This is a genomic window from Streptomyces resistomycificus (assembly GCF_001514265.1).
Taxonomy (GTDB): Bacteria; Actinomycetota; Actinomycetes; order Streptomycetales; family Streptomycetaceae; genus Streptomyces; species Streptomyces resistomycificus.
The window spans coordinates 118,131-143,660 of record NZ_KQ948994.1 but is presented as its reverse complement, the minus strand read 5'-3'; the positions used below and the strand labels follow the sequence as shown (position 1 = coordinate 143,660).

At 70.5% G+C, this 25,530-nt stretch carries 24 protein-coding genes and 1 pseudogene; 13 read left to right on the top strand and 12 right to left on the bottom strand.

Annotated features, from left to right (window positions below):
- The gene (locus tag AQJ84_RS23555; protein ID WP_030038053.1) at positions 1 to 1,503 is read right to left on the bottom strand and encodes a DUF1996 domain-containing protein; all 1,503 of its coding nucleotides are present in this window, start codon (positions 1,501 to 1,503) and stop codon (positions 1 to 3) included.
- A gap of 505 nt (positions 1,504 to 2,008) precedes the next feature.
- On the opposite strand from AQJ84_RS23555, the gene AQJ84_RS23550 reads away from it, so the two are divergent.
- Positions 2,009 to 3,235: a lactonase family protein gene (locus AQJ84_RS23550; protein ID WP_225877112.1), complete on the top strand. Its 1,227-nt coding sequence runs from the start codon at positions 2,009 to 2,011 to the stop codon at positions 3,233 to 3,235.
- 185 nt (positions 3,236 to 3,420) lie between these two features.
- Positions 3,421 to 3,597: a hypothetical protein gene (locus tag AQJ84_RS45130; RefSeq protein ID WP_374935290.1), complete on the top strand. Its 177-nt coding sequence runs from the start codon at positions 3,421 to 3,423 to the stop codon at positions 3,595 to 3,597.
- Between the two features lie 161 nt (positions 3,598 to 3,758).
- On the opposite strand, the gene AQJ84_RS23545 is transcribed toward AQJ84_RS45130, so the two are convergent.
- The gene (locus tag AQJ84_RS23545; protein ID WP_030038055.1) at positions 3,759 to 4,547 is read right to left on the bottom strand and encodes an IclR family transcriptional regulator; all 789 of its coding nucleotides are present in this window, start codon (positions 4,545 to 4,547) and stop codon (positions 3,759 to 3,761) included.
- Positions 4,548 to 4,663: 116 nt separating this feature from the next.
- Here AQJ84_RS23545 and AQJ84_RS23540 point away from each other — a divergent pair, with 116 nt between their 5' ends.
- The 5 genes from AQJ84_RS23540 to AQJ84_RS23520 all read left to right on the top strand — a co-directional run bounded on the left by AQJ84_RS23540 (position 4,664) and on the right by AQJ84_RS23520 (position 10,431).
- The gene (locus AQJ84_RS23540) at positions 4,664 to 5,623 is read left to right on the top strand and encodes a 5-dehydro-4-deoxyglucarate dehydratase (RefSeq protein ID WP_053190996.1); all 960 of its coding nucleotides are present in this window, start codon (positions 4,664 to 4,666) and stop codon (positions 5,621 to 5,623) included.
- 160 nt (positions 5,624 to 5,783) lie between these two features.
- Positions 5,784 to 7,121 carry a gluconate:H+ symporter gene (locus tag AQJ84_RS23535; RefSeq protein ID WP_030038058.1) on the top strand — a complete coding sequence of 446 codons (1,338 nt, stop codon included), beginning with the start codon at positions 5,784 to 5,786 and terminating at the stop codon, positions 7,119 to 7,121.
- Between the two features lie 71 nt (positions 7,122 to 7,192).
- Positions 7,193 to 8,521: an enolase C-terminal domain-like protein gene (locus AQJ84_RS23530; RefSeq protein WP_037802176.1), complete on the top strand. Its 1,329-nt coding sequence runs from the start codon at positions 7,193 to 7,195 to the stop codon at positions 8,519 to 8,521.
- A 424-nt stretch (positions 8,522 to 8,945) separates the two neighbouring features.
- A complete protein-coding gene (locus AQJ84_RS23525; RefSeq protein WP_030038060.1) occupies positions 8,946 to 9,296 on the top strand; it encodes a hypothetical protein in 351 nt (116 codons plus the stop codon).
- Between the two features lie 133 nt (positions 9,297 to 9,429).
- Entirely contained in the window at positions 9,430 to 10,431 is a 1,002-nt protein-coding gene (locus AQJ84_RS23520; protein ID WP_053190994.1) for an aldo/keto reductase family protein, read from the top strand.
- Positions 10,432 to 10,604: 173 nt separating this feature from the next.
- Here AQJ84_RS23520 and AQJ84_RS23515 read toward each other — a convergent pair whose 3' ends face one another.
- Positions 10,605 to 11,105, bottom strand: coding sequence for a Rossmann-fold NAD(P)-binding domain-containing protein (locus AQJ84_RS23515; protein ID WP_259294298.1), 501 nt, complete (start codon positions 11,103 to 11,105; stop codon positions 10,605 to 10,607).
- Between the two features lie 56 nt (positions 11,106 to 11,161).
- On the opposite strand from AQJ84_RS23515, the pseudogene AQJ84_RS23510 reads away from it, so the two are divergent.
- Positions 11,162 to 11,485, top strand: a pseudogene (locus AQJ84_RS23510) (CoA-transferase); the annotation flags it as partial.
- Positions 11,486 to 11,508: 23 nt separating this feature from the next.
- Here AQJ84_RS23510 and AQJ84_RS23505 read toward each other — a convergent pair.
- The 5 genes from AQJ84_RS23505 to AQJ84_RS23485 all read right to left on the bottom strand — a co-directional run bounded on the left by AQJ84_RS23505 (position 11,509) and on the right by AQJ84_RS23485 (position 18,689).
- Positions 11,509 to 13,881: a glycoside hydrolase family 65 protein gene (locus AQJ84_RS23505; protein ID WP_053190991.1), complete on the bottom strand. Its 2,373-nt coding sequence runs from the start codon at positions 13,879 to 13,881 to the stop codon at positions 11,509 to 11,511.
- Between the two features lie 122 nt (positions 13,882 to 14,003).
- Entirely contained in the window at positions 14,004 to 14,885 is an 882-nt protein-coding gene (locus AQJ84_RS23500) for a universal stress protein (RefSeq protein WP_030038065.1), read from the bottom strand.
- Between the two features lie 151 nt (positions 14,886 to 15,036).
- Positions 15,037 to 16,761, bottom strand: a complete 1,725-nt coding sequence (locus AQJ84_RS23495) for a GAF domain-containing sensor histidine kinase (protein WP_053190988.1) — start codon at positions 16,759 to 16,761, stop codon at positions 15,037 to 15,039.
- Between the two features lie 160 nt (positions 16,762 to 16,921).
- Complete coding sequence (locus AQJ84_RS23490; protein ID WP_030038068.1) at positions 16,922 to 17,596, bottom strand: helix-turn-helix domain-containing protein; 675 nt, start codon at positions 17,594 to 17,596, stop codon at positions 16,922 to 16,924.
- Positions 17,597 to 17,615: 19 nt separating this feature from the next.
- Positions 17,616 to 18,689 carry a zinc-dependent alcohol dehydrogenase family protein gene (locus AQJ84_RS23485; RefSeq protein ID WP_030038069.1) on the bottom strand — a complete coding sequence of 358 codons (1,074 nt, stop codon included), beginning with the start codon at positions 18,687 to 18,689 and terminating at the stop codon, positions 17,616 to 17,618.
- A gap of 407 nt (positions 18,690 to 19,096) precedes the next feature.
- Between AQJ84_RS23485 and AQJ84_RS23480 the strand changes: the two genes are divergently transcribed.
- Complete coding sequence (locus tag AQJ84_RS23480; protein ID WP_030038070.1) at positions 19,097 to 19,678, top strand: Rv1733c family protein; 582 nt, start codon at positions 19,097 to 19,099, stop codon at positions 19,676 to 19,678.
- A gap of 25 nt (positions 19,679 to 19,703) precedes the next feature.
- Here AQJ84_RS23480 and AQJ84_RS23475 read toward each other — a convergent pair whose 3' ends face one another.
- Both AQJ84_RS23475 and AQJ84_RS23470 read right to left on the bottom strand, forming a co-directional pair.
- The gene (locus AQJ84_RS23475; RefSeq protein WP_030038071.1) at positions 19,704 to 20,204 is read right to left on the bottom strand and encodes a flavodoxin domain-containing protein; all 501 of its coding nucleotides are present in this window, start codon (positions 20,202 to 20,204) and stop codon (positions 19,704 to 19,706) included.
- 16 nt (positions 20,205 to 20,220) lie between these two features.
- Entirely contained in the window at positions 20,221 to 20,955 is a 735-nt protein-coding gene (locus AQJ84_RS23470) for a CBS domain-containing protein (protein WP_053190986.1), read from the bottom strand.
- A 215-nt stretch (positions 20,956 to 21,170) separates the two neighbouring features.
- Between AQJ84_RS23470 and ppk2 the strand changes: the two genes are divergently transcribed.
- Positions 21,171 to 21,974, top strand: coding sequence for a polyphosphate kinase 2 (ppk2, locus tag AQJ84_RS23465; RefSeq protein WP_030038073.1), 804 nt, complete (start codon positions 21,171 to 21,173; stop codon positions 21,972 to 21,974).
- A 5-nt stretch (positions 21,975 to 21,979) separates the two neighbouring features.
- Here ppk2 and AQJ84_RS23460 read toward each other — a convergent pair whose 3' ends face one another.
- Both AQJ84_RS23460 and AQJ84_RS23455 read right to left on the bottom strand, forming a co-directional pair.
- Entirely contained in the window at positions 21,980 to 22,843 is an 864-nt protein-coding gene (locus tag AQJ84_RS23460; RefSeq protein ID WP_053191062.1) for a universal stress protein, read from the bottom strand.
- Between the two features lie 5 nt (positions 22,844 to 22,848).
- Positions 22,849 to 23,133 (bottom strand): universal stress protein, encoded by a 285-nt coding sequence (locus AQJ84_RS23455; protein WP_078631540.1) that lies wholly within the window; start codon positions 23,131 to 23,133, stop codon positions 22,849 to 22,851.
- Between the two features lie 275 nt (positions 23,134 to 23,408).
- On the opposite strand from AQJ84_RS23455, the gene AQJ84_RS23450 reads away from it, so the two are divergent.
- From AQJ84_RS23450 to AQJ84_RS23440, 3 genes are all read left to right on the top strand, one after another.
- A complete protein-coding gene (locus AQJ84_RS23450; protein WP_030038076.1) occupies positions 23,409 to 23,876 on the top strand; it encodes a Crp/Fnr family transcriptional regulator in 468 nt (155 codons plus the stop codon).
- A 37-nt stretch (positions 23,877 to 23,913) separates the two neighbouring features.
- Positions 23,914 to 24,555, top strand: a complete 642-nt coding sequence (locus AQJ84_RS23445; RefSeq protein ID WP_030038077.1) for a CBS domain-containing protein — start codon at positions 23,914 to 23,916, stop codon at positions 24,553 to 24,555.
- Between the two features lie 203 nt (positions 24,556 to 24,758).
- A complete protein-coding gene (locus AQJ84_RS23440) occupies positions 24,759 to 25,460 on the top strand; it encodes a response regulator (RefSeq protein WP_030038078.1) in 702 nt (233 codons plus the stop codon).
- Positions 25,461 to 25,530: the final 70 nt, after the last annotated feature.

Sequence of the window (25,530 nt, the reverse complement as noted above, 5' to 3'; positions counted from 1 at the left end):
TCACCGGCATTCCTGACCGGTGTTGATGCACTCCACCATGGTGTTCATCAGCTGCTCGTCGAAGACGTTGACGAAGTCTCCGTGGTCGGTGATCGGCTTGTGCATCTGCTCCGGGAAGCCGTCCACCGCGTAGAAGGCGCTCGACCGGCCGTTGTCGTTCAGGCTCGGCGCGTCCACGTCGTACACCAGGCGCTGCACCAGCTGCGGAATGGCCTTGAAGCCGGTCGGGCAGGCCCCGGTCTTCGGGTCGGTGAAGGCGACGTGCGCGCGGTGGTTGGCGCTGTCGGTGTTCCGGCCGTCCCAGCAGCTCTGGAACTTGGAAGTCCGGACCACACTGCTGCCCTCGGGACAGGTCGGGTACTTGTCCGTCAACTGCCGGTCCTCGAAGCCGGTGCAGCTCCAGGCGGCGTTGGCGTTGGCCGTTCCGTTGGTGAACGCCTTGGCGTCGCCGGTGATGATCCGCAGGAACCTGGGCATCGCCACGACCTTGCTGCTCGCGTTGCCCACGTACTCCAGGGTCACCTGGGAGGCAGTGAGGATCCTTCCGGTATTGCCCTCGGCACCGCCGCCCGGCTGATCGGCGTCGAACTCCTTGGTGCCGTCCTGCAAGCGGAGCACCGGCCAGTAGTACGACGACTTGTCGCCCTGGTTCTGGCAGCTGGTCTCGCCGCCCGCGAAGTCCTCGTCGCCGGCGAAGGCGTCGTTGGCCTGGTTGCCGACGTAGTCGTGCGTGTGGTGAGCTCCGTTGTCCACACCGGGCGCGACGATGATGTTGTCGCTGTTGTACAGCTTGTTCTCGTTCACCCCACAGTCCGTGGTGAACTTGCCGAGCGAGGCGTTCTGTTGTGTCTGAGGGCTGCTGACGTCGGGCTGGACGGTGGTGATGTCCACGAAGTCGGCGGCGAACGGACCGTTGCCGAACTGTCCACTGTTGGCGGGGTTCTCCTCTTCGTTCCCCGGGCCCGGGTCCTGGCCGTTCTGGTTTTCGCCGCCCTCGCCGGTGCCGGCCTGGTTTCCGGCGGCTTGGAGGGTGCAGGCGGCAAGGGACTCCAGTCCCTGTGGCCGGTCGGCCGTGCGGCCGATGGCGATCGCGATGCGGTCGATGGTCGCGGTCCGCTTGGCCTTCAGCGGGCCCATGATCGCGTTGTCGGCGAAGTCGCCGTCCTGTCGTATCGCCTGGGCCGAGTTCCGCAACCGCTGGTAGGCGTCCGCGACTTGCTGGTCCAGCGACGCGAGTTCCCTGTCGACCTCAGCCCTGGCACTGTCGGGCACCTGTCGCAGCCGGGGACTGACGTCGGGGCAGTCGATGGTGGCGGCCCCCGCCGCCATGGCTTGGCCGATTTGGTTCCGGGGCGAGCTCTTGGTCGTGTTGCCGCTCCCGTTCTCACCGGCCGAGGCATACACGTTCACCACTACGAGCCCCCCGGCCCCCAGCGCGGTCGCCGCCACGGCGGCGATGGCCCGGCGGGTCGTCTTCGAGCGCTTGCGGGTGTTGTGGCGCATGGGACTCCTCTGAGATCGCTGGATCACGCGCTGCTTCAGTGCTGCTTCAGTGCTGCTTCAGTGCTGCTTCAGTGCTGCTTCGGTGCTGCGTCAGTGCTGCTCGCGCTCACCGCAGCCGCGCGTTCGATGCTGGTGTCGTTCCGGGAGGGGGAGGCCCAGCTCCGCCTGAAGGGCAGCCGGGCAGCACGGGGTTCGCGTTCGCACTCACGAGCACACTGCTGGTCGCGGCCGATGCCGGCAGCGCCGGGCACGTGCCTCCGCCCTACGTGACTTCGTAACCAGAGTTACGGATGGGACGAGTGAGGTGCGAGAGTTCGTCAGACCTCGTCAGGCTCTCGTAAGGATTCGGGGAGCCAGGTCCCGCCCTCGCGCTCGCTGACGCGAACGTAAGTTCTTACGAGAAGCTGACGCGGGCTCGAATCACCTTCGCCCCACCTGCCCCACAGACAACTCTGGCTCTGCACGTCACCGACCGGCGGTGGCGGCAGGGTACGAGGAGTCAGGCGTGAGCAGGCATATCAGGCGCAGGTCGAAGCTGAAGGTCCGACTGACCGTTGCCGGGGCCGGCGTCCTCGCCTCGGCGGCCGTGGCGGCGACAGTGGCCATCGCGTCGGCGGGGGAAGTCCCCCGGACACACGAAGGCGCGACGACGAAGACGGCGAAGGCCGGAGCCGACCACGCGGTCTTCGTGCAGGGCAACGAGCTCGACGGCAACACCATCCACGCCTTCAAGCGCGGTGACGACGGAAAGCTGACGGCCGCGGGCACCTACGGCACCGGCGGCAGGGGCGGGGACCAGGTCGACGCGCCCACCGACTCCCTCGCCTCCCAAGGCTCGCTCGTCTACGACCGCAGGTCGCATCTGCTGCTGGCGGTCAACGCGGGCAGCAACACCGTGACCTCGTTCCGTGTCGCGGGGCAGAAGCTGACGGACCGACGGGTGGTGCACTCCGGCGGGGACTTCCCCGCCTCCATCGCCGTGTCCGGCAAGCTCGCGTACGTCATGAACGCGGGCGGTGCGGGCAGCGTGCAGGGGTTCGAGATCACATCCAGGGGCCTCAAGCCCCTGGGCGGTTCGCATCGCACCCTGGGGCTCGACAACGAGAGGGTGCCGCTTTTCAGCAGCTCGCCCGGCCAGGTCGCCTTCACCCCGGGCGGCCGTGAACTGGTCGTCACCACGAAGTCGGCCAACACGATCGAGGTCTTCCCGATGCGGCGCGACGGGCGTCCCGCGCGTCAGGCGGTGGTCAATGACTCAGCCGGTGGCGTGCCGTTCGCGATCACCTTCGACAAGGCGGGGCGGATGCTGGTGGCCGAGGCCGAGAAGTCGACGGTCAGCACCTACAAGGTGCGCGCCGACGGCCGCCTCAAGGTCGTCCAGAAGCCCCTGGCCAACGGCCAGAACACGCTGTGCTGGCTGGAGCGCGCGGGTGACTTCTTCTACGGCGGCAACACCGGCAACTCGACGGTCACCGGCTACCGCACCGACGCACACGGCAGGCTCGCGCTCACCAACGAGGTCGGCATCGCCACCCCGCCGTCGGCCATGTCCCAGGGAGTCATCGACCTGGCGGTGACGCAGGACGAGAGGTTCCTGTACGTGCAGAACGGGACCTCCGGCACCGTGGACGGCTTCCGTATCGGCCGGAACGGCTCGCTGACCAAGGTCACGACCGTGACCGGACTACCCGCCTTCGCCGAATCCGGCATGGAGGGCATCGCCGCGGTGTAAGAACCCTTGTTCCGTCCCCAGCTGAGGCCTGCCCGACCGTTCGCCGCCCCGTCCGAGAGCGCACGGCGCTTGCCGGACGCCTCCCGGTTGCCCACCGTCGCGGCCCTCCTGGAGCACCGCGACCTCTCCTGGCCGCGGTTCTTGCGGCGGCGGACGCCGACGACGACCTCGACTGGACGGTGTCGGTGGACTCCACGGTCGTGCGGGCCCACCAGCATGCTGGCACACCCCGCCGCAACCCGTTCCCACGCCAGGCGGTCCTGCTGCCCGCGCCGGCCTGCGCCCTGGCCGGCGCGGTCGTGGGCGGTCTCGCCCTGACCGACCGTGACGGGAACTCTGCCTGGCCACCGGGCGCGCCCTGACGACCCGGATCGGCACCGCCGACGCCCGGGGCGCCGACCGCTGCTCGACTTCCTGCCCGTGGCCCGACCGGCCCTGTCGGCGACGAAGGAACTGCGGGTGAGTGTGCGGGCGGTGGAAAGCCGGTGGTCAACGACGAAGAGCCGGGCCTATGCTCGCGGCCTCAGCGCCAGTCGGGTACACCGGAGACGGGTGGCAGGCGGGTTTCGATCTTCACTCGTACCTCCTGCATCACGGAGATGATGCGGGCCTCATGTTCCCTGGTCAACCGGGCCACCGGCACCGAGCAACTGATGGCGTCGGTGGCCGGTGTGTCGTACCGCAGGGCAAAGCCGAAGCCGGCGATACCGGGCACCGTCTCCTCGCGGTCGATGGAGTAGCCGCGCTCGCGCACCTGGGAGAGGTCGGCGAGCAGTGCGGCACGGTCGGTGTGCGTGTTCTTCGTGAGGGTGGTCAACAGCCCGTCCGCGAAGGGCAGTTCGTCGTCGGCACGCTCGGCGAGCAACGCCTTGCCCAGCGCGCCCGCATGGGCCGGGACGCGACGGCCGACCCGGCTGATGGTGCGCAGGTACTCGTGGGACTCGCGGGTGGCGAGGTAGACGACGTCCGTGCCGTCGAGTCGTGCCATGTGGATCGTCTCGCCGAGCGCGTCCGACGCCTCGTCGAGGTACGGGCGGACCAGGCGGATGCGCCGGTCGCCGTCGAGGTAACTGGTGCCGGTGAGCAGCGCGCGGATGCCGATGCCGTAGAGGGAGCCGGTGGCATCGGTGCGGACCCAGCCGTATTCGACGAGGGTCTGGAGCAGCTGGTACATGCTGCTGCGCGGCACACCAAGCTCCTGCGCGAGCTGATCCAGGCGCGAGGGCTGCTCACCCCGCTCGGCGAGGAGTTCCAGCAGCACGACGGTCCGGGCCGCTGACTTCACCCCGCGAACGCCTCTCGTCTCTGACATGCGCTCATCGTAAATCCGCGTCTATTCGTGTCCGCGCACCCATTGACCCATCGGGTTCATGGTTCTAGCCTCCATCTGCATACATAGACAGCATCTGCATACAGGGACAGGCAGGCATGACAGCAATCAGCATCGAGACCGCAGGGGTCGTCCAGCGGCTCCGCGAGGGAATGGCGAGCGGGGTACTGTCCTTCCCCCTCACGAGCTTCCGGGACGACGGCCGCCTCGACCTGGACGCCTACCGGGCATACCTGGCCGACCGGTTGGACAGCGCACCCGGCGCGGTGTTCCCGGCCTGCGGGACCGGGGAGTTCTTCTCGCTGGACGAGGACGAGTACCGGGCCGTCGTACGGACCACGGTCGAGATCGCCGACGGACGGCTGCCAGTGGTCGCGGGCATCGGCTACGGCTGGGCACAGGCGCTGCGCTTCGCCCGCATCGCGGAGGAAGCCGGTGCGGACGCCGCGCTGGTACTGCCCCACTACCTTGTCGGTGCCCCACAGGACGGCCTGGTGGAGCAGCTGCGCCACATCGCCGACGGCACCCGGCTGCCACTCATCGCGTACCAGCGCGGTCAGGTCGCCTTCACCGCCGACAGCCTGCGCCGGATCGCACACATCCCCACCGTCATCGGCCTGAAGGACGGACACTGCGACCTCGACCGGCTCCAGCGCCTCACACTAGCCGCGCCCGACGGCTTCCTCTTCTTCAACGGCGCCTCTACCGCCGAGATCCAGGCCCGTGCCTACGCCACCGTCGGCGTGCCCGCCTACTCGTCGGCCGTCCACGCCTTCGCACCCGAGATCGCGAACGCCTTCTTCGCCGCTCTGCGGGAAGGCGACGACGCGGGCGTGACCAAACTCCTGCGCGAGTTCTACGTCCCGCTGGTCGAACTGCGCGACCGGGTGCCGGGTTACGCCGTCTCCCTGGTCAAGGCCGCCGCCCGGCTGCGCGGCCTCCCGGTCGGCCCGGTGCGCGCCCCGCTCACCGACCCTGGCCCGGTCGACCTTGCCGATCTGGAGAAGGTGCTGGACCACGGCCTGAGCCTGGTCGGCGCCGTACGACGAACCGCTTGACGAACCCGGTCACCTCTCGTGCCCGGCCGCTCCCGGCTCTGCCACACGCCGGCGCCCTCTGCCTTCCGAGACCTGCGGCCGTTCTCGCCGTACGCCGATCGGGCCGCCCAGAGCCGACGGAGCGTCCGACTGCCAGCCAACAGTTCAAAGGGGAACTGTCATGCCCATACTCGTAGTCGGGATCAGTGTTCTGATTCTGCTGCTCCTCATGACCAAGCTGAAGGTCAACGGCTTCGCGGCCCTCCTGCTCGTGGCTGTCGGCGTCGCACTGGTCCAGGGAATCCCGGTGGCGACCATCCCGGACGTCCTCTCCGGAGGCATCGGGGACCAGATCGGCGACACCATGCTCACCATCGGACTCGGTGCCATGGTCGGCCGCATCATGGGGGACGCGGGCGCCGCTCAGCGTATAGCCGGCAAGCTCCTGGACGCTTTCGGCCCCCGTGGGGTTCAGGTGGCCATGGTGGTCACGTCCATGCTGATCGGCGTCACCATGTTCTACGAGGTCGCGTTCGTCATCGTGGTGCCCATAGCCTTCACCCTGGTCAGGGTCACCGGAACGAAGCTGCTGTGGGTCGGCCTGCCGATGTCCATCGCCCTGTCGACCATGCACAGCTTCCTGCCGCCGCACCCCGGCCCCACCGCGGTCGCCGCGACCTTCCACGCCTCCGTCGGGCTCACGTTGTTCTACGGCCTGTTCATAGCCGTTCCCGCCGGTGCGCTCATCGCCCTGACCTGGCCTCGTCTTCCATTCATCAAGGCGATGAACCCTTCCATCCCCAAGGGACTGGTCAGCGAGCGCGAGGTCACCGACGAGGAGATGCCCGGGCTGGGTTGGTCGCTGTTCGTGGCGCTCTTCCCCGTGGTGCTGATCGTAGCCGCCGCCGTGACCGACATGGCCACCTCCACCGAGAGCCCGCTCCTGCACGCCGTCGCCTTCATCGGCTCGGCCCCGATCGCGTTGCTGCTGACCCTTTGTCTGGCGGCGTGGGCGTTCGGACCACGGATCGGCCGAAGCCTGGACGACGTCGGCGCCTCCTGCACCTCAGCGGCCAAGGCGATGGCAATGATCCTTCTGGTGATCGGCGCCGGCGGGGCCTTCAAGAACGTCCTCGTCGAAGGCGGGATCTCCGACTACATCAAGGACGCCACGGACGGCTGGTCCATCTCGCCGATCGTCCTTGCCTGGCTCGTCGCCGTCATCCTCCGCATCGCGCTCGGCTCGGCGACGGTCGCCGTCGTCACGGCCTCCGGCGTGGTGCTGCCGCTCCTGGCGGGCAGCGGGGTCCACCCGGAGATCATGGTGCTCGCCGTCGCCTGCGGTTCGATCGCGTGCTCCCACGTCAACGACCCTGGATTCTGGCTGTTCAAGGAGTACTTCAACCTCTCCGTCGTCGAGGCGATCAAGGTCCGCACCACCTACACGACGGTACTCGCCGTGCTCGGCCTGGGCGGCGTCCTGGCGGCCGAGTGGGCCCTCGACATCCTCAACCTCTGAACCGGAACCCCCTGAACCGGAAACCTCCGATCACCCGCACCGTCTCACCCGCAGAAGGACACCCGATGAGTATCGGACAGCCGACCGTCACGGCGCTCTCCGTCTACCCGGTCGCAGGCCGGGACAGCATGGCGCTGAACCTCTCCGGCGCCCACGGCCCCTACTTCACCCGCAACATCGTCGTTCTCACCGACTCCGAGGGACGCACCGGACTGGGCGAAGTACCCGGTGGGGAGAAGATCACGCAGACGCTGCGCGACGCCGAACCGCTGGTCGTCGGGGCGAAGGTGGGCGACTACAAGCGCGTCCTGCGCGAAATCAGCGACCGGTTCGCCGACCGCGACACCGGCGGACGGGGCGCCCAGACCTTCGACCTGCGCACCACCGTCCACACGGTCACCGCCATCGAGTCCGCCCTGCTCGACCTGCTCGGGCAGCACCTCGACGTGCCCGTCGCGGCGCTCCTGGGCGACGGGCAACAGCGGGATTCCGTACGGGTGCTGGGCTACCTCTTCTACGTGGGTAACCCAGACCGGACCGACCTGGAGTACGTCCGGGAACCCGACTCCCCCGTTGAGTGGTACCGGGTCCGGCACGAGGAGGCCCTGACGCCCGAGGCGATCGTCCGTCAGGCCGAGGCGGCCTACGGCCACTACGGATTCCGGGACTTCAAGCTCAAGGGGGGCGTCCTCAACGGCGCCGAGGAGATCGCGGCCGTACGGGCCCTCAAGGACCGCTTCCCCGAGGCCCGCATCACCCTCGACCCGAACGGCGCGTGGTCACTGAGTGAGGCGGTCGAACTGTGCCGTCCGCTGGTCGGCACGCTCGCCTACGCCGAGGACCCCTGCGGAGCCGAGGACGGCTACTCCGGACGGGAGATCCTCGCCGAGTTCCGCCGCGCCACCGGCCTTCCCACCGCAACCAACATGATCGCCACCGACTGGCGCCAGATGACCCACGCCCTGGCCCTCCAGTCGGTCTCCATCCCGCTGGCCGACCCACACTTCTGGACCATGCAGGGCTCTGTCCGGGTGGCGCAGCTGTGCAACGCGATGGGACTGACCTGGGGCTGTCACTCCAACAACCACTTCGACATCTCCCTGGCCATGGTGACCCACTGCGGCGCCGCGGCCCCCGGCGAGTACAACGCCCTGGACACCCACTGGATCTGGCAGGAAGGGCTGGAACGCCTCACCACCACCCCACCGCTCATCACCGGTGGCGAGATCGCCGTCCCGGACGCGCCGGGGCTGGGAGTCCACCTCGACATGGACCGGCTCCTCGCAGCCCACGACCTCTACCAGGAAAAGACGTTGGGGGCCCGCGACGACGCAGTCACGATGCAATACCTCATTCCTGACTGGAAGTTCGACAGTAGGCGCCCCTGCCTGGTTCGGTAGGCGACTGTTCGTGGACCCGCCTTCGTTCGATCCTGGTGAGCGCACCCCCGTCCTCAGGACCGCGACCACCGGGAACCGCGCCTGGTGCTCCTCCTCCTCGCCCTGGTGGCGGGGCTGCTGATCACCGCGGCACCATCCGGAGCTGATCGACTCCGGTTCGACGCGTCACACCGCTCCAGCGATCGCCGCAGACCTCGACGCTGAACCCGCTACTTCTGTACGAGCGGTGCGGCGAAAGGGGTCGCTGGGATCCTTTTCATTGTGGTCGGCGGGTTCCGTTCACGCTGGATGCCGGCCCGCGTCCACTGCCGACCGGACACGGGCCCTCGGCATCCTCGACCAGAGCGTGTCTCTTTGATGGATTGGTCGGTTGATCGGATGGGCCTGTCCGATCAACCGAGGAGACAGAACCTAGGCTGCGCTCATGGAGCAGCGAGAGACCATGCAGAAGGTCGTCGGCATCCTCACCGAAGCACTCGAGCTACGGCGACAGGCCCGCGAGAACCCCAACAGCCAGACCGCTCTGACCGGAACCATCTCCACCCTTCTCGCCGAGACACTCCCGCACATCCGGCTGCCTGCGAGCGCCGACGGCCGTGCGGCGGCAGACATCGTCGCCGAGGAGCTGGGGCCCGCCATCGTGGGCATCGCCAACTGCTTCTCGTTCGCCTTCGTGCAACTGGCCGAGGCCCACGACGAAGGACGCACCGACACCTCCGCCGCGGACATCCTTCGCAGCATCTCCCTGCAGTTCGCGAACAAGCCTGGGCTGTAGCCCGTAACCCGAGGTGAGTGGGCGGGCGACAGTCCGGTCACACGATCTTCATGGATGATCCGCCCCTGGGCCCGTCGCCTCAGCGACCGGCTCGGGGGATCATGAGCACACGTACGCGACGAAGGGTTGGACGATGGAATACCGGCACCTCGGCAACAGCGGCATGATCATCAGTGAGATCGCCTACGGCAACTGGCTGACCCACGGCTCACAGGTCGAGGAGGAGGCCGCCGCCGCATGCGTGCGAGCCGCTCTCGACGCGGGCATCACGACGTTCGACACCGCTGACGTCTATGCGGAGACACGCGCCGAGTCGGTGCTCGGGCGGGCGCTGAAGGGTGAGCGTCGCGAGGGCATCGAGATCTTCACCAAGGTGTACTGGCCCACCGGCCCCGGGAAGAACGACCGCGGGCTGTCGCGCAAGCACATCATGGAGTCGATCGACAACTCCCTGCGCAGGCTGGAGACTTCTTACGTCGATCTCTACCAGGCGCACCGGTTCGACCGGTTCACGCCGCTGGAGGAGACCATGGAGGCGTTCGCCGACGTGGTCCACTCCGGCAAGGCCCTGTACATCGGTGTCTCCGAGTGGACGGCCGACCAGATCCGGCGGGCGCACGCGCTGGCACGGGAGCTGCGGATCCCGCTGGTGTCGAGTCAGCCCCAGTACTCGATGCTGTGGCGGGTCATCGAGGACGAGGTCGTGCCGACCTGCGAGGAGCTGGGCATCGGGCAGATCGTGTGGTCGCCGATCGCCCAGGGTGTGCTGACCGGCAAGTACCTTCCCGGGCGGCAGCCGCCGGCCGGGTCGCGGGCGACGGACGACAACGGCTCGGCGATGATCAGCCGCTTCCTGCGCGACGAGGTGCTCGAGGCGGTGCAGCGGCTGAAGCCGCTGGCCGACGAGGCCGGCCTGACCCTGGCTCAGCTGGCGGTCGCGTGGGTGCTGCAGAACGGCAACGTGTCCGCCGCGATCGTCGGCGCCTCCCGTCCGGAGCAGGTGGCGGAGAACGCCAAGGCGGCCGGTGTGACGCTGGACGCCGACCTGATGGCACGCGTCGACGAGCTCGTGGCGCCGGTGGCGGTGACGGATCCGCATCTCGTACATCAGGGCGTGCCGGCGCAGCGTCCCTGAACCGCCGTGGCGCAGCGGGCCTTGGGGTGTGCGCCGGGCACACCCCACAGCCCCGTACGACCGGGCTCACGGCAGGTCGTACGGGGCTGTGCCCCCTGCACCGGGATTCCGCCTGCTTCACCGGGGTGACGACCCGCTCGGTACTGGTTCTGCCGGAAACCAGCCGCGGAACGTCAGCTGTTCCAGGCACCCGCCGAGGCGGCGCTCTTCGCACAGTCCACGAAGTCCCGGGGAGTCCGGCCGAGTGCTCGCTGAACGCCGTCGCTGAGGGTGGCCAGGCCGCCGGAGCGGACGTACTCGTACAGGCCGGTGGAAGTCCGTACCCATTCCTCGGGTACGCCCCGCGCCCGCTGTTCGTCCGCGTACGCCTCGGGAGTGAGCGGCACGTAGCGGACATCCCTGCCGGTTGCCCGGGCTATCTCCGCCACCGCGTCGCCGAAGGTCATCAGCCGGGGCCCGCTGAGCTCGTAGTGCCATCCGGCATGCCCTGCCTCGGTGAGCGCCGCGACCGCCACCTCGGCGATGTCCTCGGCGTCGACGAACGCCTCCTTGCCGTCGCCGGCCGGCAGCCGCACCTCGCTCGCCCCCATGCGGGCCCAGGTCAACAGGTTGCCGAGCGCGTCGGCGTTGCGGGCGACGTGGGCGATGACGTGGGCTCGGCTCCAACCCGGCAGGTACGAGGGCCTGGTGAGGTTCGCGTGGGCCGCACAGCGGACGGCGGCCTCGAAGGCACACCGGTGCGCCCCAGTCGATCCCCGCCGTCGGGGGTGCGATGGACCTCGCGATCGGAGCCAGGAAGGTGTTCGTCATGATGACGCTCTTCGCGAAGGACGGCGCACCCAAACTGGTGCGGGAGTGCGGTTACCCGCTGACCGGGCTGGGATGTGTCGACCGCGTCTACACCGACCTCGCGACCTTCCGGGTCGGCCCCGAGGGCGCCACCGTGCTCGAGACCTTCGGGATCACCCACGCCGACCTCTCGGCGCGCCTTGATGTGCCTCTCGTACCGGCGCATGAAGCCGGAACCCCGCCGTCCGGTCAGTCCCGAGCATGACCGCTTCATGGTTGCCGTGTCCGTCAGTAGTCCGCGAGCACCAGTTGGCACGTCTCCCCCGGCTCCACGCCGACCGAGCGGTCAGGCAGCCGGATGTCGATCGGCGGGCGGTCCGACGGCGGCACCGTGATCTCCATCCGGCCGTGCTCCAGGCGCAGGTGTACGCCCCAATGCCCCTGGTACTGGATGGAGAACCGGTACGACGACAGCTCCGGCAGCGGCACCGGATCGAGCCACAGTGCGCCGGCCCGGGTCTCCAACCCGGTCAGCCCACGCTGGACGAGGTCCAGGGTGCCGGCCATGGCACCGAGGTGGATGCTCTCCCCCGTGGTGCCACCCTGCAGGTCGGCGATGTCGCCCCGGAGGGCCTCGAGGCAGAACCGCCAGGCCTCGGCGCGCCGGTCCCGGGCGAGAACCCAGCCGTGCACCAGGCCGCTGAGTGTGGAGCCGTGGCTGGTGCGGTTCAGGTAGTAGTCGACGGTGCGCCGCCAGACGTGCTCGTCGAGTCCGTACCCCAACCGGCGGAAGAGTGCCTGCAGTTCGGCGGGTGAGAAGAGGTAGCCGAGCATGAGTACGTCGGCCTGCTTCGACGCCTGGTAGCGGTTGACCGTGTCACCCTCCGCCTCCAGGATCCGGTCCAGGCGCCGGATGTCGTCGTACCGGCTTCGGTAGCCGCTCCAGTCGAGTTCGGCGAGGTCGCCGTAGCCCTCGAACTGGCTGATCACGCCGGCGTGGAAGGGCACGTGGAGCCTGCGGGACACGTCCTCCCACAGGGAGAGCTCGGCGCCGTCCAGGCCGGTTCGCTCGACGAGCTCCTCCCGGCGCGGTTCGGGCAGGCTGCGCAGCACGTCCAGGGTGCGGGTGAGCACCCACGCGGCCGTGACGTTGGTGTACGCGTTGTCGTCGAGGCCCGGGCGCTCCGCTTCGGGGTAGGCCTCGTGGTACTCGTCGGGGCCGACCACGCCTTTGACGCGATAGCGCCCGAGGTTCTCGTCGTAGGTGGCCGCGTCCGCCCAGAAGCGGGCGATCTGCAGCAGCATCTCGGCGCCCTCGGTGTGCAGGAACTCGGCATCGCCGCTCGCCTCGCAGTACTGCCAGACGTTGTACGCGATCGCCGACCCGACGTGGTGCTGGAGGTGGGAGTGGTCCGGGAGCCAGCGCCCCGAACGGGGGTTGAGATGCAGCTGCTGGGTCTCCTCGCGACCGTCGCTGCCGCTCTGCCAGGGGTACAGGGCACCGCGTCCGCCCACCGCCCGGGCCGCCGCGCAGGCCTGGTCCAGGCGGCGGTGACGGTAGCGGAGCAGCGCGCGGGACACCTCCGGGAAGTGCAGGTTCAGGTAGGGCAGGACGAACAGCTCGTCCCAGAAGACGTGCCCGCGGTACGCCTCGCCGTGCAGCCCCCGCGCCGGCACTCCCACGTCCAGGTCGGCGGTGTGCGGGGAGAGCGTCTGGAGCACGTGGAAGAGGTGCAGGCGCAGGATGCGGCCCGCCTCGCCGGGGACGTCCAGTTCCGCGCGCCGCCACAACTGGTCCCACGCCGTCGTGTGCGTCTCCAGCAGCTCGTCGAATCCGGGGGCGGCGCCCACGCGGTCGACGGCTGCGCGCAGCGGGTCGCTGATCGCGGGATCGTGCGAGGTGTGCAGGGCGACCGTCTTGTCGACGGTGAGCGTGCGGCCGGGCGTCAGCCGCAGGCGGACCCGCTGCAGGGCACGCGCGGGTTCGTGCCGGTCCGACACCGGCGCGTCGACGGTCAGGCGGGCGGCCATGCCGATCCGGATGTCCGAGGTGCGGGTACGGCACCTCAGCCACACCGTGTCGGGTGCGTGGGGGCCGGTGTGCACGTGGGTCAGGTGCCGGCCGTCCAGTTCGCGGTAGCGCGGCACCCCGGCGTTGGTGACACCGCCGTCGAGCGCCGCCTCGACGTCGAGTTCGTCGGCGAAGCCCTCAGCCGTGAACTCCGTGCGCAGGACGGCCAGATGAGGGTCGGCCATGTGCACGAGGCGCTGCTGCCGCACGAACAGCACCCGCCGCTCGCCGAGCGCGTACCGTGTTCGGCGCTCCAGGAGCCCGAAGGACAGGTGCAGGACCTGCCGGTGGTCGAGCACCGTCGCGGTGTCCGGCGTGAGCCAGTCCTGGCCCCTTGGGCGGAAGCGGAGCGGCAGCCAGTTCGGGAGGTTGACCATGTCCTCGTTCTCGACCCTGCGTCCCGCGACGGCCGAGGTCAGACGGTTGTAACAGCCGGCCACGTAGGTACCCGGGTAGTGCACGGCGTCCGCCGCGCACTCCGGCAGCGCCCCGCGCGTGGCGAAGTAACCGTTGCCCACCGTGCACAACGACTCCCTGAGGCGCTCGTCGGCCGGCTCGTAGCCGTCGTACTCCCACGTCCAGCCGTTCATCTCGGCGGCCGCTCCTCGGGCAGCCGGACGAGACCGGGTTGGACGCCCCGCAGCACGGCTGCGCGCACGTCGCGGGGCGGACCGGGCATCGCTGCTCCCCTCATGGCCGAACACCTACAAGGTCACACCAGCTGCGGCACGATCGCCACCGGGCAGTCCGCGTGATGGAGCAGGGTGTGCCCCACCAGGCCGAGCTGGAGGCCGCGGTGGCCCTGCCGGTGCCGTGCCCCGATGATCACGAGGTCGGCCGCGGCCGAGCGGTCCAGGAGGATCCTGCGGGCCGGGCCTTCGACCGTGACCCTGCGCACCCGGACGGCCGGGTGGTCCGCCATGGCGTCGCGCAGCAGCGCGTCCAGCTGGGCCGATGCCCGCTCCTCGTGGTGACGCGCCGGTTCCTCGGCGAGCCGTCCGGGACGGTTGGTGCCGCCCTCGTGCGCGGGGCTGCGCCAGGCGCGCACCGCGTCGAGGGTGCACGCCCGCGCCTCGGCCTCCTGGAACGCGAACCGCACGGCTTCGCCGCCTGTGTCCGGGTCTCCCACGCCGAGCAGGATGCGCTCGTGGCCGCCGGAGAGACCCGCGGTGTCCCCGCGGACCACGATCACCGGGCAGTGGGCTCGGGCCGCCACGGCCAGCCCCACCGAGCCGAGCAGCAGTCCTTTCAACCCGCCGCGACCGCGCGAGCCCGTCACCAGGGCGGTGGCGTTGTTGCCCTCGTGCAGGAGGGCGGACGACGCCTCCTCGGGCACGATCTCGGTGGTCACCTTCACATCCGGATCGCGCCGCCCCGCACGCTCCGCGGCGGAGGCGACGATGTGCTCCGCCAGTACCCGCGCGGAGGGGCGCTTCAGACTGTTCGGCAGTACGGCGCCCTCGTAGCGCTCCCAGAGATAGGCATGGACCAGGCGCAGCGGCAGACCGTGGCGGGCCGCTTCGTCCGTCGCCCAGTCGACCGCCAGCAGGCTCGAATCCGATCCGTCGACGCCCACGACCAGGGGGAGCGTCATCGTCCTCACCGCCTTTCGTCGGGCTGCCACGTGGTGCAGCACGGGCCTCCTACCTCAGCGTCGCATCCGTCGGCGGGTGGCACGAGGGGCAGGTCGGCCCCTGCCGGGCCCGTTCGGCCCATGTGGCGCAGGTCTTCAGTTCTCCGGGTCTTCAGTTCTCCGGCAGCCGTACTCTCCACACCAACGTGGTGCCGCCTTCGGGCGGACTGCTCAACTCCATCCCGCCCCCGAGCTGCTGGGCCCGTTCGGCCATGTTGCGCAGCCCGCTGCGCCGACCCTCGGGTGGGACACCCACACCGTTGTCGGTGACCGTCAGCCGCACCTCGCGGCCGCCTGCCGTCAGTACGACGTCGGCGCGGCCGGCGTGAGCGTGCCGGGCGATGTTGGTCAGTGCCTCGGAGAGGACGGCGACCACATGGTCGGCCACGTCCTTGGGCACGTCGGTGTCCACCAGTCCTTCCATGCGCACGCTGGGGGCGAAGCCCAGCACCGGCGCCGCCTCACCGACGACCCGCACCACTCGTGCGCGCAGCCCGGATCCGGCGGCACCCTCACGCGAACGCAGGCCGAAGATCGTCGAACGGATGATCTTGATCGTCTCGTCCAGGTCGTCCACGGCCCGCAGGACCCGCTCGGAAGCCTCCCCGTGCTCGATGAAGCGGCCCGCGCTCTGCAGCGTCATCCCGGTGGCGAACAGTCGCTGGATCGCCAGGTCGTGCAGGTCCCTGGCGATCCGGTCGCGGTCCTGCAGCACCGCGATCTCCTCGGCGTCCTTGCGGTGCTCCGCCAACTCCATCGCGATGGCCGCCTGCGCGGCGAAGCCCTGCAGGAGCTCGGTCTCCTTCTCCGAGAACACCATCCGGCCGGCCTCGCGGACCAGCAGGACGACTCCTCGTACGCCGTCGCCCGTGCCGATGGGGGCCGCGACCGCCGGGCCCAGGCCCGAAAACCGTGGTGGGCCGGCCGCGACCCGCCTGTCGAGGGAGACGTCCGTGCTGGTGACGGGGGCCGCGGTGGCGAACGCCCTGCCGATCAGACTCTCGTCGACGGGCACCACGAGTCCACGATGGGCTTGTGCGTTCCGCCCGATGGCGAGCTCCACCGTGAGTGATCCGGTGTCCTCCATCGGCACGGCGACCACGGCGAGGGCCGCGCTCGTGATCTCCCTGGCCCCCTCGGCGATCAGACCCAGCACCTGTGCCCGCTCGCTGCCGGACATCAGACTGTGGGTGATCTCCGCACTCGCCCGCAGCCAGCGTTCACGCAGCCGCGACTCCTCGTACAGGCGGGCGTTGTCGATCGCCACACCGGCCGCAACGGCCAGCGTCGACGTCACCGAGACGTCCTCCTCGTCGAACTGCGCGCCGTCCCGCTTCTCGGTCAGGTAAAGGTTGCCGAAGATCTGGTCCCGCACCCGGATCGGGACGCCGAGGAAGGTGTTCATCGGCGGATGGTTCGGGGGGAACCCGTACGAGGACGGGTGCTCGGAGATCTTGGCGAGGCGCAAGGGCTCGGGATGGCTGATCAGCTCTCCGAGGATGCCGTGGCCCTCCGGGAACGGGCCGATGCGGGCGATCTGCTCCTCGCTGACCCCGACCGTGTGGAAGGCGGACAGTTTCCTTCCGTCCGGTCCGATCACACCGAGGGCGGCGTACTCGGCGTCGACGAGCACCGCCGCCGCCTCCACGATGCTGCGCAGGGCCTGCTCCAGGTCGAGTTCCCGGCCGACGGAGAGCACCGCCTCCAGCAGGCGGTGCACCCGGTCACGAGTGCCGCGGGCCGCGTCCAGACGCGCCTGCAGCTCCTCCAGCAGCTCGTCCAGCTTCAGCTGCGGCAGTCGTACGCGGGGCCCTCGGAACTCGTCGGAGCGTCCCACCTGCGTACCTCCGGTCCCTCGACACGCGGCCACCGACCGCGCCGGTCACGTGCCACGTTAATCGCCCGTGGCGGGTGAGGGTACGGAATCGGATGCGGCGGCTCCTGGCGTGGGAACGGGGCCGGGAGCGGCCCTCCTTCCAGGTCGGGGCGCACCCACCTCACACAGTGATCCGGCGGCCGCTGATGGCGATCGGGTCCAGGCGCACCCACAGGTCGCGGCGGCCTCCGGCCCAGGGCGTGCTGTAGGCCCGCCGGTCGAGCCGGCGTGCCTCCTCGGGATCCGTCACCGACCGCGCGTCCCCACGCACCAGCACGCTCCAGCCCCGGCTGAACACCTCGTCGATGCGGTCGGCCTCGAAGGCCACCCGGCAGCCGACCGCCAGCGCCGGTGTCGCGCCGGCGGCTGTCCTGAAGACGACCGCGCCGTCGACGACGCTGTAGTTGACCGGCACGATGACGGGTCCCTCGGCGGTGGACAGCGCGAGTCTCCCGACTCCGTGCGTCGAGAGCAGTGCTCGGCACTCGTAGGTGCTCAGCTCCCTGAACTCAGGGGTGCGGGCGGCCTGTCCGCGGCCGGGTGGCAGATCGGCGTTGCCGCCGGTCAGCTCCGTCACGGTGGTCTCCAGGGCGTCGGCCAGCTTCAGGAGTACGCCCGCGCCGGGTGCGGCGACGGAGTGCTCCTCGAGGTGCGAGAGGTAGCTGGCCGCCATGCCCGCCCTGGCCGCCGTCTCCTCGCGGTTCAACCCGAGTTGCTCGCGTCGCGCGACCAGGCGTCGCCCCAGGTCGCCCAGAGGCTGTCCGTCCCTCTCGTTCGCCTGTGTCCGTTCGGTCATGGACGATCACGTCCTCTCGTCAGGTCGCGTCGACGGCGACGAGCTCGTCGTGCTGCTGTCCGCCGAGCACGATCTTGAGTGCGCCGGTGTCGGCCGCGCGGGAGAAGACGTCGTAGGCCTCCTCCATGCGGTCCAGCGGGAAGGTGTGGGTGACCAGCTGCGAGGTGGGCAGCCGGCCGGCGGCCGCCATCCGCAGCAGGGTGGGGGTGGAGTAGGTGTCGACCAGGCCGGTGGTGATGGTCACGTTCTTGATCCACAGGTCTTCGAGGTGCAGTGTGGCCGGCTTGCCGTGCACGCCCACGTTGGCCACGTGTCCGCCGGGCCGCACCACGCGGGTGCACAGCTCGAAGCTCTCCGGCACACCGACCGCCTCGATGACCACGTCGGCGCCCAGCCCGTCGGTGAGATCGGCGATCAGTTGCTCCGGGGCCTCCGCGGCGTCGGCCACCGCGTCCGCACCGAGCCGCTTGGCCGCCTCCAGCCGGGCCGGGTCAAGGTCGACGGCGACGATCCGCTCGGGTGCGAACAGCCGCGCCGTGGCGATCGCGGCCAGGCCGATGGGCCCGGCCCCGACGACGGCGACGGTGTCGCCCGGACGTACGTGTCCGTTGAGCACGCCCACTTCGTACGCGGTCGGGAAGATGTCGGCCAGCAGCACGGCATCCTTGCCGTCCACCGCGCTGGGCAGCGGGTGCACCGACAGGTCGGCGTACGGGACGCGGACGTACGAGGCCTGGGTGCCGTCGATCAGGTGGCCAAGGATCCACCCCCCACCACCACGGCACTGGCCGTACATCCCCTCCCGGCAGTAGGTGCAGCGCCCGCAGGAGGTGATGCAGGAGACCAGCACCCGGTCCCCCGGCCGCACGGTCCGTACGTCGCTGCCGACCTCGACGATCTCGCCGACGGCCTCGTGCCCCAGCACCGTGCCCGGGCGCACCTCGGGTACGTCGCCCTTGAGGATGTGCAGGTCCGTGCCGCAGATGGTGACCGCGCCGACGCGCACGATGGCGTCGGTGGGATCCTTGATGTCAGGGTCCGGCACCTCTTCCCAGGCGGACTGCCCGGGACCGTGGAAAACGAAGCCTTTCATGATGCAGCTCACCCCACTCGGTCTCCTGCGGGGCCCAGACGGCCCGGCGAACCGTCGGTTGCCGGTCGGCGCCTGCCACCGGCGCCGCGTCGCGCTTGCCCCACACCTCCAGCTTGTCCGGCAGCCGCGGATACCGCATGGGCCGATCGGCCCCCATCGCCGGCTGGACGGGGTCGTGGGTCGCGGCCGCCTGCGGCCGGTCACCGACAGCAGCCGCTTCCTGTGGACGCCTCGGGCCACCGGTCCGGACGGGTTCTTCGGGATGCGCCCCCACCTGCCGGGGGCACCGGCCGGGGCGCGGGCCTCCGCCGCGGCAGGTCTCCGGGTTCCCGGGACCCGGGGCCGAACGGCCTCGCCGCCGGGAGTGTCACCCGCACAGCGTGACGACGAGGAGGAGGTGCGGACCCATGCGCGGCAACGAGCGGGCGAAGGACCGGCTCTGGCGGTGGCGGAGCAACCCGATGCGAAGGCGCGAGGACATCGTCGAGGCCTGGGTCGTACTGGCCGTATGGGTGGTCGTCGCGGTGGGAGGCACGGTCGCCGGTCTGGTGACCGCTCATGCCGCCGACGAGGTGCTCTCACAGCAGCGCGCCGAGCGCCGCTCCGTTCGCGCCGTGCTCCTGACCGACGTACCGCACCGCGAGGTGACGGTCAGGGCGGCCGACGACAAGGCCCTGGCGAAGGTCCGCTGGACGGCCCCCGACGGCTCCACCCACACGGGCAGGACGTTGGTGAACACCGGGCAGAAGGCCGGAGCCGGGCTGACGGTCTGGCAGGACGGCCGGGGCACGCTCACCACCCCACCGCCGAGTCCCACGGGGGCGGCAGTCGAAGCAGGTGTCCTGGGCACGGCCGCAGGACTCGCCCTGACCGGCGCCACCCTCGCGGCCGGGGCCGTCGCACGGTGGCGACTCGACCAGCGGCGTATCACCGCGTGGGACCGGGAATGGGAGTCGGTCGGTCCCACCTGGGGCCACAAGACCGGCTGACACCCAGCCCGGGCTCGCTCTTCCGCTACTGTCCGTGCACCAGCTCGTCGGCGACACGCGCCGCCCACTGCTCGATCCGAGCGAAGTCCCTGAAGTCCCCGCCCTTCCCGGAGCGGATGATCATCCGGGCGACGCGTCCCTTCGCGCCTTCCTCGAGACGGCCGCCGAAGGTGACGTGCTCGTCGACGTCCAGCCGCGTCATGATCCGCCGCACGCCGGGCACGGGCGGGATGTCCCGCTCGGAGGCCGAGGCGTCGAGCGGACCGCTGCTGAAGAGCCAGAGCGGGCGTTCCGCGAGGGTTCGGCGGTGGCGCCGGACGAAGCGGCGGGCGTCCTTGTGCCAGCGTCCGACGTAGAGCCCGCCGCCGACCACCACCGCGTCGTACGGTGCGACGGTCGCCACGGACCGGGCCGGCAGCGCCTGCGCCGTCAGGCCGTTCTTGCACAGGACCTCGGCGATGGTCTCGGCTATCTCCGCGGTCGCCCCGTTCGTCGTTCCGTAGGCCACCAACACGTTGCCGGTCATGGCGGTCCGCCTCCTCTCACAGCCGGCGCGGCCAGTCCTCGGCCACGCCGTGCAGGGCTTGCTCGTCCGGCTGCCGCCGGGCGTCGTCCAACCGGTAGGTGAGCTTGTCCACGACGGCGACCACGCCGTCGACCTGCCGGGTCATGGCTACGGCGATCTCCGTCTCGCTTCTGCGCTCCATGTGGCCGGCGAGCGTGACGACGCCTTCTGTCACCAGGACCTCGACTCCGCTGGGAACCGGCCACAGCGCGCGCGCCAGAACCTCCTTGATCACCTCGCTCCGGATCTCCGGGTCGGGCCGCAGGAAGACCCGGAGCAGGTCGCGCCGGGTGACGATGCCGACCAACCGGTCCGCCTCGTCGAGGACCGGCAGCCGCTCCACGTGCCGGTCGGCCATGGTCCGGGCGGCCTCGACGATGGTGTCGTCGGCGTGCACGGTGACCGGCGGTTCGGTCATCAGCCGACCGGCTGTACCGGCCTCCGCCGCCGCGGCCCGTCGCCGGACACCGCGGGCGCGGGCCGGGAACCTCAGGCGGCGCCGTGGCTCCTCGTCGGGGTCGGGGGCTGTCGCCTGGCGCAGTGCCAGGTCTCTTTCGGAGACGACGCCGACGACCTTGTCGTCCTCGTCGACCACCGGCAGACCGCTGACGCGGTGATCCGCCAGCAGCCGTGCCACTTCCTCGACCGGGGTGTCGTACTCGGCGCGGACGACGTCCATGGTCATCACGGAGCCGACCTTGTCGTGCTTCATATCCGTCTCCTCCTTCGACACGTCGAGCATCCAGCGGATCGGAGGGGGTGTCATGAGCTGTCAGGGGTCGTGACGAGGGCCGGTCGGCCCAACCTCTCGCGGCGTCCAGGGTGCGCGGTCCCTCGTCGGTAAGTACGGTGGCGTCCTGGTGTTCGGCCCTGGGCACGGGTGACTCGTAAGTCGTCGGCGTGGATGAATCGGGTGGTGGAGGCGGCATGGCCGACAAGAAGGCGGCGACGCTGCCGCGCAAGGCGTACGAGAAGGAACTCCTGCGCCTGCAGACGGAGTTGGTGAAACTCCAGGAGTGGGTGCGGGCCGAGGGCGCCCGCCTGGTCGTGGTCTTCGAGGGGCGGGACGCGGCGGGTAAGGGCGGCACCATCAAGCGGGTCGCTGAGCACCTCAATCCGCGCGTGGCGCGGATCGCCGCGCTGCCCAAACCGACCGAGCGCGAACGCACCCAGTGGTACTTCCAGCGCTATGTCGAGCAGTTGCCGGCCGCCGGGGAGATCGTGCTGTTCGACCGCTCCTGGTACAACCGGGCCGGTGTCGAGCACGTGATGGGCTTCTGCACGAAGGAGGAGCACCAGCTCTTCCTTCGCCAGTGTCCGATCTTCGAGCGGATGTTGGTGGAGGACGGGATCCAGCTGCGCAAGTACTGGTTCTCGGTGAGCGACGCGGTGCAGCAGGAGCGGTTCCGGCGCCGGCTGGACGATCCGGTGCGACGGTGGAAGCTGTCGCCGATGGACCTCGAGTCGATCACGCACTGGGAGGCGTACTCCCGGGCCAAGGACGCGATGATGGTGCACACCGACATCGCCGAGGCACCGTGGTACGTCGTGGAGAGCGACGACAAGCGCCGGGCCCGGCTGAACATGATCGCCCACCTGCTGAGCACGTTTGCCTACCACGAGGTGCCGCCGCCCGTCCTGGAGCTGCCCCAACGGCCGCCGTCGACCGGCTACCAGCGTCCGCCGCGCGACCTGCAGACGTACGTCCCCGACCACGCGGCGGCGCTCTGAGCGATTCACGCCCGTCGGGGTACGACCGCGACGGGACACGCCGCGTGGTGCAGGACCGCGTGCGCGACCCGGCCGAGGTGTCCGTGGCGGCGTTGCGCGCCGATGACGAGGAGGTCGGCGTGGCGTGAGGCCTCCGCCAGGACCCTCCAGGCGTGGCCCTCGGCGGTGCGCCCGCGGAGGTCGACGGTCGGCGGGGCGTCGCGCAACGCCGCCTCCAGCGCCTGTGCGGCCCGCTCCTCGTGCAGCCGCGCAGGGTCACCCGCGAGCAGCGGATGGTCGGCGGCCTCGTGCCCGGGGGACCGCCAGGCCCGTACGGCCTCCAGACGCACCCCGCGCATTTTCGACTCCTCGCAGGCGAAGCGCACGGCTTCCGACTCCTTGCCGTCCGCTCCGACGCCTACGACCACGCGGCCGTGGAGCGCGGGCGGAGCCTGGTCCTCGCGGCTGCCGCGGACCACGATCACGGGGCAGTGGGCGTGGGTGGCCACCGTCAGGCTGACGGAGCCGAGCAGCGCCTCGGCGAGGGCGCTGCGGCCGCGGGTGCCGACCACCACGGCGGTGGCGTGGCGTCCCTCCCGCGGCAGGGTGTACTCCGGCTCCTCCGGTACCACGTCCGCCGAGACCACCAACGCCGGATGCCGGCCGAGGGCCCGCCGGGCGGCGACCGCGACGATGTCGTCGGCCATGACCTGCTCCGAGGGCCGGCCGAGATCCGCGGCGATCGCGGCGCCCTCGTAGCGCTCCCACAGCGAGGCGTACACCACCCGCAGCGGCAGCCCGCGCAGCACTGCCTCGTCGGCCGCCCAGTCCACGGCCCGCAGGCTCGGCTCGGAGCCGTCCACGCCCACCACCAGGGGTCGCTCCGTCATCGTCGTCACTGCTCCAGGTCCAGGTCCGGATCCAACTCCAGGTCCTGGTCGAAGAGACCTGGGTGGCGCAGCCGAAGCACTTGCGCCGATTCTCGGAGAGCCCGCTCGTGCCGGTGCCGGTACGTCACAGCGGCGAGCAGCAGTGCCTGCGCGACGGGTTCCGGGACCGGCTCCCGGACGTGCGCCGACTGCAACGGCAGATCGAGCATCCGTGTCTCGCTCGCTGCCCATTCCGCTGCGGCCCGGCTCTCGGGTGAGCCGTCGAGGCCTGCGGTGACGGTGCGGGTCATGCTCTCCACCTCCTGCATCGGGGAGCTCCGGTTGGACCATCGCCTCCGGGCCGGCTCGCCCGCAGGGGCCACAGGTCCCCGGTGTGGGCGCCGATCGGCCCTACCGCGCGGACCATGTGGTGGTCGGCGCAGCGCCTGGCTGCGAAGGGAAGCCGGGCGGCGCACGCGAGGGTGCCGTCCGGTCCCGGGACGAGGGCCGGGTGGCCCATGGCCTGCCGTACGGAGCGGATTCACGCTGGAAGTGGCAGTTCGTAGGCTCCATCGGGAGGCACGCCATGATTGCTCCACCCCCCACCCCCAGCATGCTGCGCGCGCTGCCCGCCGAGCACCGGCAGCGGCTCATGCGCATCGCCCGGGAGGTGTCCGTCCCCCAGGGGACGCGCCTGTTCGAGGAGGGGGCGCGCGCGGACCGGTTCTGGATCGTCCGTACCGGCACCGTCGCACTCGACATGCACGTACCCGGCCGCCGCGCGGCCGTCATCGAACGGCTCGGTCACAACGAACTCGTCGGCTGGTCCTGGCTGTTCGCACCGCGGGTCTGGCACCTGGGCGCCGAGGCGACGACCCCGGTCCGCGCGTACGAGTTCGATGCCACCGCCGTGCGCGCGATGTGCGACGAGGACCCGGCCATGGGGCGTGCCGTCGCCGAGTGGGTCGGCGAGGTGCTGGCCCACCGTCTGCGTTCCGCGCGGACCCGTCTTCTGGACCTGTACGCCCCCTACGGAGCCGGCAGCGCGGTGTGACCAGCCCGGGTCCGTGGCCGCGACGAAGGAGTCAGCGATGCACGGGACGCCCTACATCGTCAGCGACGTCATGACCCACACGGTCACGGCCGTGGGTCGTCAGGCCGCGTTCAAGGACGTCGTGCGGCTGATGCAGGACCGGAAGGTGAGTGCCCTGCCCGTCCTCGCGGGCGACGGCCGCGTCGTCGGCGTCGTCTCGGAGGCCGACCTGCTGCCCAAGGAGGAGTTCCGCGACAGCGACCCCGACCGGTACACACAGCTGCGGCGCCTCTCGGACCTGGCGAAGGCCGGCGCGCTGACCGCCGAGGAACTGATGACCTCCCCCGCCCTCACGACCCGTCCCGACGCGACGCTCGCCCAGGCCGCGCGGACCATGGCACGCGCCCGGGTCAAACGACTTCCCGTGGTCGACGCGCAGGGCGTGCTGAAGGGCATCGTCAGCCGGTCGGACCTGCTCAAGGTGTTCCTGCGCGACGATGAGGAGATCGCCGAGGAGATCCGGCGGGAGGTCGTGGCCCATCTCCTCCCCACGCCTGCGTCAGCCGTTCGCGTGGAGGTGTGCGACGGAGTCGTGACCCTCGCCGGACGCGTCCGGGACACGTCGCTGGTCCCCGTGGCCGCGCGCCTGGTACGCGCCGTCGAAGGCGTGGTGGACGTCCGGTTCACACCGGCCGGGTGACACGGCGCGTGCCGTCGGCAAGGCTCACCTTCAGGACTCCGGCGCCCTGCCGCGGGCGGCGAACGCCGGACAGCGCACCCGATTCGGTCCTGTTGTCGTGGGCCGATGGGGCCGGTCGGCCCTAGTGCATCAGGTCCCGGCGAGTAATGATCGTCGTCACGGGCAGTCCGCATTCCGCACGTCGTCGGAGACGAGGGGTCGTCATGACCGAGGAACACAGGTTCAGCGAGCAGAACCCCGTCCGTGTGTTCCTCCTGGACGACCACGAGGTCGTGCGGCGCGGCATCACCGACCTGCTCGACGCCGAACCGGACATCTCGGTGGTCGGCGACGCGGGCACGGTCGAACACGCGCTGGCACGCGGCCCCGCGCTGCGCCCCGACGTCGCCGTGCTCGACGTGCGGCTGCCGGACGGCGACGGCATCACGGTGTGCCGGGAACTGCGCAGCCGGATGCCGCACCTGGCCTGTCTGATGCTGACGTCGTTCGACGACGACGACGCCCTGCTCGACGCGATCATGGCCGGCGCCGCCGGCTACGTCCTCAAGCAGATCAAGGGTTCGGACCTGGTCTCCGCGGTTCGCACGGTCGCCTCGGGCCAGTCGATGCTGGACCCCGCCACGACGGCTCGCCTGATGCGCTCGCTGCGCGCCGACCCGGCCGAGAGCCCGGGCATGTCGCCCGAACTGGCGAGCCTGTCCCCGCGTGAGCGGGACATTCTCGCCCTGATCGGGGACGGGCTGACCAACCGCGAGATCGGCAGGAAGCTGTACCTGTCGGAGAAGACGGTCAAGAACCACATCAGCCGGCTGCTGGCCAAGCTCGGTGTGCAGCGCCGGGTACAGGCCGCGGTCCTCGCCTCCCAACTGGAGAACCGCGCTGCGGGCGAACGCCCCACGCACTGAGGAGCATCGCATCTGAGCCGTCGGCGTCCCCGCAGGGCGGTGGGACGCTGCCGGGTATGCCGTGGCCAGG

Coding starts and splice junctions, on each gene's coding strand:
- AQJ84_RS23555 (WP_030038053.1), bottom strand. CDS start 1,503: ATGCGCCACAACACCCGCAAGCGCTCGAAGACGACCCGCCGGGCCATC.
- AQJ84_RS23545 (WP_030038055.1), bottom strand. CDS start 4,547: ATGTCAGAGACGAGAGGCGTTCGCGGGGTGAAGTCAGCGGCCCGGACC.
- AQJ84_RS23540 (WP_053190996.1), top strand. CDS start 4,664: ATGACAGCAATCAGCATCGAGACCGCAGGGGTCGTCCAGCGGCTCCGC.
- AQJ84_RS23535 (WP_030038058.1), top strand. CDS start 5,784: ATGCCCATACTCGTAGTCGGGATCAGTGTTCTGATTCTGCTGCTCCTC.
- AQJ84_RS23525 (WP_030038060.1), top strand. CDS start 8,946: ATGGAGCAGCGAGAGACCATGCAGAAGGTCGTCGGCATCCTCACCGAA.
- AQJ84_RS23520 (WP_053190994.1), top strand. CDS start 9,430: ATGGAATACCGGCACCTCGGCAACAGCGGCATGATCATCAGTGAGATC.
- AQJ84_RS23505 (WP_053190991.1), bottom strand. CDS start 13,881: ATGAACGGCTGGACGTGGGAGTACGACGGCTACGAGCCGGCCGACGAG.
- AQJ84_RS23500 (WP_030038065.1), bottom strand. CDS start 14,885: ATGACGCTCCCCCTGGTCGTGGGCGTCGACGGATCGGATTCGAGCCTG.
- AQJ84_RS23490 (WP_030038068.1), bottom strand. CDS start 17,596: ATGACCGAACGGACACAGGCGAACGAGAGGGACGGACAGCCTCTGGGC.
- AQJ84_RS23485 (WP_030038069.1), bottom strand. CDS start 18,689: ATGAAAGGCTTCGTTTTCCACGGTCCCGGGCAGTCCGCCTGGGAAGAG.
- AQJ84_RS23480 (WP_030038070.1), top strand. CDS start 19,097: ATGCGCGGCAACGAGCGGGCGAAGGACCGGCTCTGGCGGTGGCGGAGC.
- AQJ84_RS23475 (WP_030038071.1), bottom strand. CDS start 20,204: ATGACCGGCAACGTGTTGGTGGCCTACGGAACGACGAACGGGGCGACC.
- AQJ84_RS23470 (WP_053190986.1), bottom strand. CDS start 20,955: ATGAAGCACGACAAGGTCGGCTCCGTGATGACCATGGACGTCGTCCGC.
- ppk2 (WP_030038073.1), top strand. CDS start 21,171: ATGGCCGACAAGAAGGCGGCGACGCTGCCGCGCAAGGCGTACGAGAAG.
- AQJ84_RS23460 (WP_053191062.1), bottom strand. CDS start 22,843: ATGACGGAGCGACCCCTGGTGGTGGGCGTGGACGGCTCCGAGCCGAGC.
- AQJ84_RS23455 (WP_078631540.1), bottom strand. CDS start 23,133: ATGACCCGCACCGTCACCGCAGGCCTCGACGGCTCACCCGAGAGCCGG.
- AQJ84_RS23450 (WP_030038076.1), top strand. CDS start 23,409: ATGATTGCTCCACCCCCCACCCCCAGCATGCTGCGCGCGCTGCCCGCC.
- AQJ84_RS23445 (WP_030038077.1), top strand. CDS start 23,914: ATGCACGGGACGCCCTACATCGTCAGCGACGTCATGACCCACACGGTC.
- AQJ84_RS23440 (WP_030038078.1), top strand. CDS start 24,759: ATGACCGAGGAACACAGGTTCAGCGAGCAGAACCCCGTCCGTGTGTTC.